The sequence below is a fragment of the Methylobacterium indicum genome, assembly GCF_001043895.1.
In the GTDB taxonomy this organism is placed as follows: Bacteria; Pseudomonadota; Alphaproteobacteria; order Rhizobiales; family Beijerinckiaceae; genus Methylobacterium; species Methylobacterium indicum.
On the sequence record NZ_JTHF01000120.1, the window covers coordinates 65,431 to 75,012 of the forward strand.

The 9,582-nt window shown below is 71.0% G+C and carries 8 protein-coding genes; 4 read left to right on the forward strand and 4 right to left on the reverse strand.

The annotated features are described in order from the left end of the window. Positions 1-109 precede the first annotated feature (109 nt). The 4 genes from prmC to QR78_RS14930 form a co-directional block, all read right to left on the reverse strand. Positions 110-982, reverse strand: coding sequence for a peptide chain release factor N(5)-glutamine methyltransferase (gene prmC / locus QR78_RS14915; protein WP_048428324.1), 873 nt, complete (start codon positions 980-982; stop codon positions 110-112). Next, positions 979-2,058: a peptide chain release factor 1 gene (prfA, locus tag QR78_RS14920; RefSeq protein ID WP_048428325.1), complete on the reverse strand. Its 1,080-nt coding sequence runs from the start codon at positions 2,056-2,058 to the stop codon at positions 979-981. Before prfA ends, prmC begins: the two co-directional genes overlap by 4 nt. 663 nt (positions 2,059-2,721) lie before the next feature. Continuing rightward, positions 2,722-4,983: a phosphoenolpyruvate--protein phosphotransferase gene (gene ptsP, locus QR78_RS14925; protein ID WP_048428326.1), complete on the reverse strand. Its 2,262-nt coding sequence runs from the start codon at positions 4,981-4,983 to the stop codon at positions 2,722-2,724. A gap of 271 nt (positions 4,984-5,254) precedes the next feature. Next, positions 5,255-6,490 (reverse strand): aspartate kinase, encoded by a 1,236-nt coding sequence (locus tag QR78_RS14930; RefSeq protein WP_048428327.1) that lies wholly within the window; start codon positions 6,488-6,490, stop codon positions 5,255-5,257. A 257-nt stretch (positions 6,491-6,747) separates the two neighbouring features. Here QR78_RS14930 and ubiG point away from each other — a divergent pair, with 257 nt between their 5' ends. The 4 genes from ubiG to QR78_RS32855 all read left to right on the forward strand — a co-directional run bounded on the left by ubiG (position 6,748) and on the right by QR78_RS32855 (position 9,498). Beyond that, complete coding sequence (ubiG, locus tag QR78_RS14935; protein ID WP_048428328.1) at positions 6,748-7,497, forward strand: bifunctional 2-polyprenyl-6-hydroxyphenol methylase/3-demethylubiquinol 3-O-methyltransferase UbiG; 750 nt, start codon at positions 6,748-6,750, stop codon at positions 7,495-7,497. Between the two features lie 60 nt (positions 7,498-7,557). After that, positions 7,558-8,130, forward strand: coding sequence for a YbhB/YbcL family Raf kinase inhibitor-like protein (locus QR78_RS14940; RefSeq protein ID WP_048428329.1), 573 nt, complete (start codon positions 7,558-7,560; stop codon positions 8,128-8,130). 100 nt (positions 8,131-8,230) lie between these two features. Continuing rightward, positions 8,231-9,205 carry an NADPH:quinone oxidoreductase family protein gene (locus QR78_RS14945; RefSeq protein ID WP_048428330.1) on the forward strand — a complete coding sequence of 325 codons (975 nt, stop codon included), beginning with the start codon at positions 8,231-8,233 and terminating at the stop codon, positions 9,203-9,205. 125 nt (positions 9,206-9,330) lie between these two features. After that, on the forward strand, positions 9,331-9,498 hold the full coding sequence (locus QR78_RS32855; RefSeq protein WP_064504300.1) for a YqaE/Pmp3 family membrane protein: 168 nt from the start codon (positions 9,331-9,333) through the stop codon (positions 9,496-9,498). Positions 9,499-9,582 lie beyond the last annotated feature (84 nt).

The following is a 9,582-nucleotide window of genomic DNA, read 5'->3' on the forward strand; positions in this document are numbered from 1 at the left end:
TGGGACGTTAGCGGGTTCGGCCGGCCTCGCCAAGTGATTTCGAGTCGATTTTGCGCGTCGTCCAGGCCAGTTTGCGGCGGGAGGCGCGGAAAAATCTGTCGAAATCGGGTCAGGACTCGCGCGAGGGCGCCATTGCCACCACGCGGGGATGCCCGGCGAGGTCGCGCCGGACCCGAGGACTCAGGCCGTTCGCCTCGGCGAGCCCGCACAAGGCCGCCTCCTGGTCGTAGCCGATCTCGACCAGGAGATGCCCGCCCGGCGCCAGCAGCGGCGGCACCTGGGCCAGGATGGTACGGTAGGCGTCGAGCCCGTCGGGCCCGCCGTCGAGGGCGAGGCGCGGGTCGTGGTCGCGAACCTCGCCGGCCAGTCCGTCGACGACGGCGCTCGCGATGTAGGGCGGGTTGGCGACGACGAGGTCGAAGGGCCCGGCGAGCGCCGCCGCCCAGTCGCCGGCCGCGAAGGCCGCCCGGTCGCCGACGCCGTTGCGGCGGGCATTGGCCCGGGCGGTGCGCAGCGCGCCGAGCGAGCGATCGAGGCCGAGCCCCTGCGCCCGGGACCACTCGGCAAGGAGCGCCACCAGGATGCAGCCCGAGCCGGTGCCGAGATCGGCGACGCGGTGGGCGCCGTCCGGTCGCAGGCCGAGGCCGAGCGCCGTCTCGACCAGGGTCTCGGTGTCGGGCCGCGGCACCAGGGTCTCGGGCGAGAGCGCGAAGGGCAGACCCCAGAACTCCCAGGCGCCGATGATCCGCGCCACCGGCTCGCCGGCAATGCGCCGGGCCAGGAAACCGGTCAGGCGCTCCGCTCCCTCCGGACCGATCGGCGCGTCGCCGCGCAGAGCGAGGTCGGTGGCGGTGATGCCGAGCGCCTCCTCGACCAGGATGCGCGCGTCGAGGGCGGCGGTCTCGATGCCCCGGGCGGCCAGCGCGTCGACGACCCGGGCCCGGGCCGCGACCCGGCTCGATTCCGGGGAGAGTGCGGTCACGCCATCCCCTCGGCGGCGAGGAGCGCCGCCTGGTGCTCGGTGATCAGCGCATCCACCACCTCGTCGAGGGCGGTGCCGGCGATCACCTCTTCCAGCTTGTAGAGGGTCAGGTTGATGCGGTGGTCGGTCACCCGGCCCTGCGGGAAGTTGTAGGTGCGGATCCGCTCCGAGCGGTCGCCGCTGCCGACCTGCGACTTGCGGTCGGCGGCGCGGGCGGCATCCTTCTGGCTGCGCTCCTGGTCGTAGAGCTTGGCCCGCAGGAGGGCCATGGCGCGGGCCCGGTTCTTGTGCTGCGAGCGCTCTTCCTGGACGAAGATCACGATGCCGCTCGGCACGTGGGTGATGCGGATCGCCGATTCGGTCTTGTTGACGTGCTGGCCGCCGGCGCCCTGCGCCCGCATCGTGTCGATCTTCAGGTCGGATTCGTTGACCTGGATGTCGACCTCCTCCGCCTCCGGCAGGACCGCCACGGTGGCGGCGGAGGTGTGGATGCGCCCCTGGGTCTCCGTGTCCGGCACGCGCTGCACCCGGTGGGCGCCGCTCTCGAACTTCATCCGGGCGAAGACGCCGCGGCCCTTCACCTCGGCCACCACCTCGCGGTAGCCGCCCATCGTGCCGGGGCTCTCGGAGATGACCTCGACCCGCCAGCCCTTCAGGTCGGCGTAGCGGGAATACATCCGGAACAGGTCGCCGGCGAAGAGCGCCGCCTCGTCGCCGCCGGTGCCGGCGCGCACCTCGAGGATCGCGCTCTTCTCGTCGGCCGCGTCCTTGGGCAGGAGCATGAGCTGGAGCGCGCGCGCGGCGGCGTCGCGGGCGGCCTCGGCCTCCGGCTTCTCTTCCGCCGCGAGCGCCCGCATCTCGGGATCGCCCTCCTCGATCATCTCCTCGACGCCGCGCAGCGCGCTCTCGGCGGCCCGGAAGGCGTGGATCGCCCCGACGACGGAATCGAGGTCCGAGAGCTCGCGCGAGAGCTGCACGAAACTCTCCGCGTCGGACTCGCCGGCGCTGAGGGTGGCGGTGACGATGTCGTGGCGGGCCAGGATGGCGTCGAGACGGTCGGACGGGATCGCGATCATTCGAGAGATATGGCCATGGGCGGCGGACGGTTCAGCCGGGGCGGCCCGCGCCCGGTGCCGGAGATGGTGCCGCGTATAGCAGGTCTGCGGGGGTTGGGGAGTCGGTCCGGCCGTGGACAAAAGCCTGCCTGCCGCCGCGTGAGGCGGCCAGGAGCCTTCGCGAAAGCGGGCCGTCCGCTCCATCGCGTGGGCGAGGAGGCGGGGGGAGGCATCCCGCACCTCATCTCGTCGGATGGACGTGATCGGATCGGCCCGATCGTGACGGCCGTGTCCATCCGGTCGGGCGTTTCATCACGATGATTGTCACGAGAGGTCAGCCGTCCACATCGCTCGAAGCCTGTTCGATTTGCACGACAGTCTTGACGCGCTCCTTGTCATTCCGGGGCCGCGCAGCGGAGCCCGGAATCCAGACGCGCAGGTGGAAAAGAACGAAGTGGTACGCTGTCGATATTCCTGAAGAACCATCGGCGGTTCTGGAGCCCGGGCTCCGCTGCGCGGACCCGGGATGACGATGAGGGTATGAAGACTGTCGATCAGGTCGAACAGAATCTAATGCTCTTTCGCCCCAGAGTCTTCACGATCGAAGATGGTCCTCCCCCATGCCCTCCGGTCGTCGTTCTGGATTATAGACCCGCGCTAGGGTCGGTGCGCCCACGCGACCCGTCAGATTGGAACGCCGTGCTCCTCGGCGAAGGCCGCGAGCGCCGGTCGCAGCGAAGCGCCGTCGCGGTTCCGGGCCAGTTCCCGATCGAGGAATTCCGCCACGGCGCCGGCATCGATGCCCAGCACCATCGCCTTGATCGGGCCGATCGAGGCCGGGGACATCGACAGCGCACGGAAGCCGAGCCCGATCAGCGCCATCGCCTCGAGCGGCCGCCCGCCGATCTCGCCGCAGACGGTCGCCGGGGTACCGGCGGCGTTGGCCCGCTCGGCGATCAGCCGGAAGGCGCGGAGCGCCGCGGCGCTCAGGGGGTCGAAGCGGTTGGCGACCTGGCGGTTCTCGCGGTCGACCGCGAACAGGAACTGCATCAGGTCGTTGGAGCCGACCGAGAGGAAGTCGGCCTCGGCCGCGATCTCGTCCATCTGGAACAGCAGCGAAGGCACCTCGACCATCACGCCGAGCCGGCATTCCGACGGCAGCGGATAGCCGTGGCGGGTGAGGTGCGCCTTCTCGCGCTCCACGATTCGCTTCGCCTGGACGAACTCGTCCACGGTCGCGACCATCGGGAACATGATCTTCAGCGGCCGCCCGCGGGCCGCCTTGAGGAGCGCGCGCAGCTGCATCCGCAGCAGGCCGGGCCGGTCGAGACCGATGCGGATCGCCCGCCAGCCGAGGGCCGGGTTCTCCTCCTCCAGCGCCTTCATGTACGGCAGCACCTTGTCGCCGCCGATGTCGAGGGTGCGGATCGTCACCGGCAGATCGCCGACGGCGTCGAACACGGTCTCGTAGAGGATCTGCTGCTCGGCGGCGCTCGGCATCCGCTCGGCCACCATGAACTGCAGCTCGGTGCGAAAGAGCCCGACGCCCTGGGCTCCGGTCTCGGCGAGGTGCGACAGGTCGACGATCAGGCCGGCATTGAGCTGGAGCGCGACCGCGACGCCGTCGCGGGTGACAGCCGGTACGTCGCGCAAGGAGCGGTACTGCTCCTGGCGCCGGGCGCGCAGGCGGGCCTTCTCGGCATAGGCCGCCTCGATCTCGGGGCCGGGCCGGATCTGCACCTCGCCGGTGCCGCCATCGACGATGATGCCGTCGCCGGATTCGACGAGCGCGGTGGCGTTGGCGACCTCCCCCACCGCCGGGATACCGAGCGCCCGGGCCACGATGGCGATGTGGCTGGTCGGCCCGCCCTCCTCCAGCACCACGCCGCGCAGGCGGGAGCGGTCGTAGTCGAGGAGCGCCGCCGGGCCCATCGAGCGCGCCACCAGGATGGCGTTCTCAGGCATGGCCGAGGGGCCGATCCCCTCGCGGCCGACGAGCTGGCGCAGCAGCCGGTTGGCGAGGTCGTCGAGGTCGTGCAGGCGCTCGCGCAGGTAGGGATCGCTCTGGCGCAGCATCCGGGCGCGGTTGTCGGACTGCACCCGCTCCACCGCGGCCTCCGCGGTGAGGCCCGAGAGCACCGCCTCGCGCATGCGCCGCAGCCAGCCCTGGTCGTGGGCGAACATCCGCACCGTCTCGAGCACCTCCCGGTGCTCGCCGGCCCCCGCGACGTCGCCGCGCTCGACGAGGTCGTCGATGGCCGAGCGGACCTCCGCGATCGCGGTATCGAGGCGCGACACCTCGCGCTCGACGTTCTCGGCGATGAGGTTGCGCACGACGATGCGCGGCTCGTGCAGCACGACGTGGCCGAGGCCCACGCCGTCGGCGAGCGCGACGCCGCACTGGCTCAGCGCCCGGCGCGAGGCGCTGACGGTGCCGGGCGACAGGGCCTGCAGCTCGCCCGAGGCGATCATCTCCGCCAGCACCATGGCGGTGGTCTGGAGCGCCTCGATCTCCTCCTCGGAATAGACCCGGTAGGTGCGGTTCTGCACCACCAGCACGCCCAGCGTGTTGCCGGCCCGCAGGAGCGGCACGCCCAGGAAGGCGTGATAGACCTCCTCGCCCGTCTCCGGCCGATACGAGAAGGCCGGGTGCGACTGGGCGTCGGAGAGGGAGAGCGGCTCGGCGGTGGCGGCGATCAGGCCGACCAGGCCCTCGCCGGCCCGCATGGTGGTGAGGTGCACCGCCTCGCGGTTGAGGCCCTCGGTCGCGAAGAGCTCGAGATTGCCGTCGTCGCGCAGGACGTAGACCGAGCAGACCTCCGCGACCATGTTGGACGCGATCAGGACGACGATGCGGTCGAGGCGCGCCTGCGGGCCGACGGGCTCCGCCATGGCCTCGCGAAGGCGGCGCAGTAGCAGGCGCGGGCCTCCAGGCGCTGCGGGCATCGTCTCGTGTTCCACCCTTTGGCGAGCCGGGCCCGGCGCGGCGCAACCGAAAGGTCCGCCTGCGCGGGCCTGACGCATCGGCCCCGTCCTCGCCGTATAGCGAGTCCGACGCCCGGCCGGCAAGCGTCCTTCAGGGGTAGGGCCCGCCACGAGGGCCGGCCATTTCGGGGGAAAGGCGGGCGGTGACCGTCCGGAAACGACGACGCCCCGCCCGCGAGGCATCGCGGACGGGGCGTCGTCGAATACCGGCCGGCGCGGGGCGCCGACGAATTCAGGCCTTGTCGAGGCCGTAGAGCGCATGGAGCGTGCGGACCGCCAGCTCCGTATAGGCGGCGTCGATCAGCACGGAGAACTTGATCTCCGAGGTGGTGATCGCCCGGATGTTGATGCCCTTCTCGGCCAGCGCCCGGAACGCCTTGGCGGCGACGCCGGCATGGCTGCGCATGCCGATGCCGATCGCCGAGACCTTGACCACGTCGGTGGCGCCCTCGATGCGCTCGACCTCGACGGTGCCGGACTGCGCCTCCAGGATCGCGCGGGCGCGCTCGTAATCGGCCGCCGGGACCGTGAAGGTCATGTCGGTCGCCGCGCCGTCGCCCGACACGACCTGGATGATCATGTCGACGTTGATGTTGGCATCGGCGAGCGGGCCGAAGATGGCGGCGGCGATGCCGGGCTTGTCCTTCACCCGGCGAAGCGTGATCTGCGCCTCGTCCTTCGAGAAGGCGATGCCCGTGATGATCTGCTGTTCCACGATATCGTCCTCGTCGCAGATGAGGGTGCCGGGGCGGGCGTCGTCGGGGTCGTCGAAGGAGGAGCGCACGGTGGTCGGCACCCGGTGCACCATGGCGAGCTCGACCGAGCGCACCTGCAGCACCTTGGCCCCGAGGGAGGCCATCTCGAGCATCTCCTCGAAGGCGACCCGCTCGAGGCGCTGGGCCTTCGGCACCACCCGGGGATCGGTGGTGTAGACGCCGTCGACGTCGGTGTAGATGTCGCAGCGCTCGGCGCCGATCGCCGCCGCGATCGCGACGGCACTCGTGTCGGAGCCGCCGCGGCCCAGGGTCGTCAGGCGGCCGGTCTCGGGGTGGATGCCCTGGAAGCCGGCGATCACTGCGACCTCGCCGCGCTTGAAGCCGGCATCGAGGCGGGCGCCGTCGATGTTCTGGATCCGGGCCGAGCCGTGCTGGTCGGAGGTCTCGATCGGGATCTGCCAGCCCTGCCAGGAGCGGGCCTTGATGCCCATCTCGGCGAGCACGATGGCGAGCAGACCCGACGTGACCTGCTCGCCGGAGGCGACGACCGCGTCGTACTCGGACTGGGCATAGAGGGGCGAGGCGTCCTTGCACCAGGCCACCAGCTCGTTGGTCTTGCCGGACATCGCCGAGACGACGACCGCCACCTCGTAGCCGGCCCGCACCTCGCGGGCGACGTGGCGGGCGACGTTGCGGATGCGGTCGACCGTGGCGACGGAGGTGCCGCCGAATTTCATCACCAGGCGGGGCATGGGGATCCGATCGAACAAACTGCTTCGAACAAACGGCTCTTGCGAACTGCTCTCGCCGACCGCCCTCGCGACGCGTCTGCCGCAGCGCGAGATGGTGGGCGTCCGGCGGGTACAAGCGCCCCGGGCCGGTGTCAACGTCGCGGGCCCCTCGGCGGCGCATCACGGCGGTTGGCCCGGGACGGCGGCTGCGCTACCTCGACGCCGAGAGACCCTTCGAGAGACCTTTTCTCTCCCGCCCACAGGAAGGCCTGGCGCCGATGAGCGAACCGACCGGACCCTCGATCGACCGCGACGAGGTCGCCCGCTTCGATCGCCTCGCCGCCACATGGTGGGACGAGGCGGGGCCGATGCGGGTGCTGCATCGCTTCAACCCGGTGCGCCTCACCTACATCCGCGACACGGTCTGCCGGCATTTCGGCCGCGACCCGCTGGCGCCCGCGCCGCTGTCGGGCCTCAGCCTCGTCGATGTCGGCTGCGGCGGTGGCGTCCTGTCCGAGCCGCTCGCCCGCCTCGGCGCCGAGGTGACCGGCCTCGATCCGGCCGTGACCAATGTCAGGATCGCGCAAGCCCATGCCGACGAGGCCGGGGTGCCCGTGCGCTACCGGGCCGAGACGATCGAGGACGTGGTGGCCGCCGGCGAGCGCTTCGACATCGTCTGCGCCATGGAGGTGGTGGAGCACGTCACCGACATGCCGGCCTTCGTGCGCACCGCCTCCACGGCGGTGAAGCCGGGCGGGCTCTTCTTCGCCGCGACGATCAACCGGACGATGCGCTCCTTCGCGCTTGCCATCGTGGGGGCGGAATACGTCCTCGGCTGGCTGCCGAAGGGAACCCACGACTGGGACAAGTTCGTGACGCCCGACGAGCTGCGCGATGCCGTCGAGGGCGGGGGCCTCGCGGTCACCGACACGACCGGCGTCGTCTTCAATCCGCTCACCACCCGCTGGAGCGCCGCCCGCGACACGGCGGTGAACTACATGATCGCGGCCGAGCGGCCTCGCGCCTGACCGCGCAACCCGGACCCCTCTCCCCCGGTTGTCGCCGCGAGCAACCGAGGAGACGGGTCCATGCTGGAAAAGATCCCCCACGCCCTGGGCGAGGCGCTGTCGGGCCTGCGGGCCGGCCTCGACAAGACCGCCTACCACGCCGAGTTCGAGGGCGCCCCCGCGGCGATCCGGGTGACGAGCCCGGCCTTCGCGGACGAAGCCGCGATGCCGGCGCGTTTCACCCAGGACGGCGAGAAGCTCTCGCCGCCGCTGGCCTGGAGCGGCATTCCCACCGGCACCGCCGCCGTGGTGCTGCTCGTGGAGGATGCCGACAGCCCGACGCCGAAGCCGATCGTCCACGCCATCGCGTGGGACCTGGAGCCGACGGACGAAGACCTGCCCGAGGGGGCGCTGGCGAGCCCCGGCTCGGACGGAACGATCGAGGAGGTCGGCAAGAACACTTTTCTCAAGGCCGGCTACCTGCCGCCCGATCCGCCGACTGGCCACGGCCCGCACCGCTACCTGTTCCAGGTCTACGCGCTGAATCGGCGCCTCGGTCTCGACGGCACGCCCGGCCGCAGCGCCCTCATCGAGGCGATGCACGGCCACGTCCTCGCCAAGGGGGCCCTGACCGGGACCTACGAGCGCGCCTGACGGGCGTCGTCACGGCCTTATGCCGGGTTGCCAGCAGCCACGGCCTGGCCCACGACTCGGCGCCAGGCCGCCGGATGCGCGGCGGGGAGGATCGGTGGCGATGAAGGCACTCCTGTGCAAGGTGCTCGGCGGGCCGGAGAATCTGGTGATCGAGGAGGTGCCGGATCCGGTACCCGGGCCGGGCGAGGCCCTGGTGCGGGTGAGCGTCGCGGCGCTCAACTTCTTCGACACGCTGATCATCGCCGGCCGCTACCAGGTGAAGCCGGAACTGCCGTTCTCGCCCGGCGCCGAGGCCTGCGGGGTGATCGAGGCGGTAGGCCCGGGCGCCGAGGCGTTCCGGATCGGCGAGCGCGTCATCGTCCATCTCGGCTACGGCGCCTGCCGCGAGCGGGTCGTCGCGCCGGTCTCCGGCCTGACCCGGGTGCCGGAGGGCGTGAGCGACGAGCAGGCGGCCGGCCTCTCGGTCACCTACGGGACTTCGCTGCACGCGCTGCAGGACCGGGCGCAGCTGAAGCCCGGCGAGACCCTGGTGGTGCTCGGTGCCACCGGCGGCGTCGGCCTGGCAGCGGTGGAGCTCGGCCATGCGATGGGCGCGCGGGTCATCGCCTGTGCCTCCTCGGCCGAGAAGCTCGAACTCGCCAAAGCCCATGGCGCCGACCTCACCCTCGATTACGGCCGCGAGTCCCTGCGCGAGGGCCTGAAGCGGCTCGGAGGCGAGGCCGGCATCGACGTCGTGTACGATCCCGTCGGCGGCGAATATTCCGAACAGGCGCTTCGCTCGCTCAACTGGAAGGGCCGTTTCCTGGTCGTCGGCTTCGCCGCCGGCGAGATCCCGAAAATCCCCCTGAACCTCGCCCTTCTGAAGGGCATCGACATCCAGGGCGTTTTCTGGGGGGCCTTCCTGAAGCGCGAGCCGGCAGGCCACGCCGCCAACCAGGCCCGCCTGCTGTCGCTGGTGCGCGAAGGGCGGCTCTCCGCGAAGGTCCACGGCGTCTACCCGCTGGAGGATGCGGCCGCCGCCCTTGGCATCCTGGCGCGCCGCGAAGCGATGGGAAAGGTGTTGCTGCGGCCCTGACAATGCCCCCTCCCCTCCCGCATCGCTCGGCGCGGGGAGGGTTTTGGATGCCGGTGCGGAACAGTTGGGGGCGCTCGCCGTTCCCAGCGTGACTTTCGTTTTTCAAGCGTCAGGACGGAGACACCGTGGGCGACATCATCCGCATCATCCTGCTCGTCGTGATCCCGCCGATCGGCGTGTTGTTCACCGTCGGGTTCGGCCTGCAGTTCATTCTCAACGTGTTGCTGACGCTGTTCGGCTATATCCCGGGCCTGATCCACGCCATCTGGGTGGTGACACGCCGCAACTACTGAGGCGCAGCCCATCAACGAAAAACCCCGCCGGCGTGACGCCGAGCGGGGTTTTTCGTGTGGTGTTTTGGTTGCGGGGACAGGATT

Coding starts and splice junctions, on each gene's coding strand:
- ubiG (WP_048428328.1), top strand. CDS start 6,748: ATGAGCGAACCGACCGGACCCTCGATCGACCGCGACGAGGTCGCCCGC.
- QR78_RS14945 (WP_048428330.1), top strand. CDS start 8,231: ATGAAGGCACTCCTGTGCAAGGTGCTCGGCGGGCCGGAGAATCTGGTG.
- prfA (WP_048428325.1), bottom strand. CDS start 2,058: ATGATCGCGATCCCGTCCGACCGTCTCGACGCCATCCTGGCCCGCCAC.
- ptsP (WP_048428326.1), bottom strand. CDS start 4,983: ATGCCCGCAGCGCCTGGAGGCCCGCGCCTGCTACTGCGCCGCCTTCGC.
- QR78_RS14930 (WP_048428327.1), bottom strand. CDS start 6,490: ATGCCCCGCCTGGTGATGAAATTCGGCGGCACCTCCGTCGCCACGGTC.
- QR78_RS14940 (WP_048428329.1), top strand. CDS start 7,558: ATGCTGGAAAAGATCCCCCACGCCCTGGGCGAGGCGCTGTCGGGCCTG.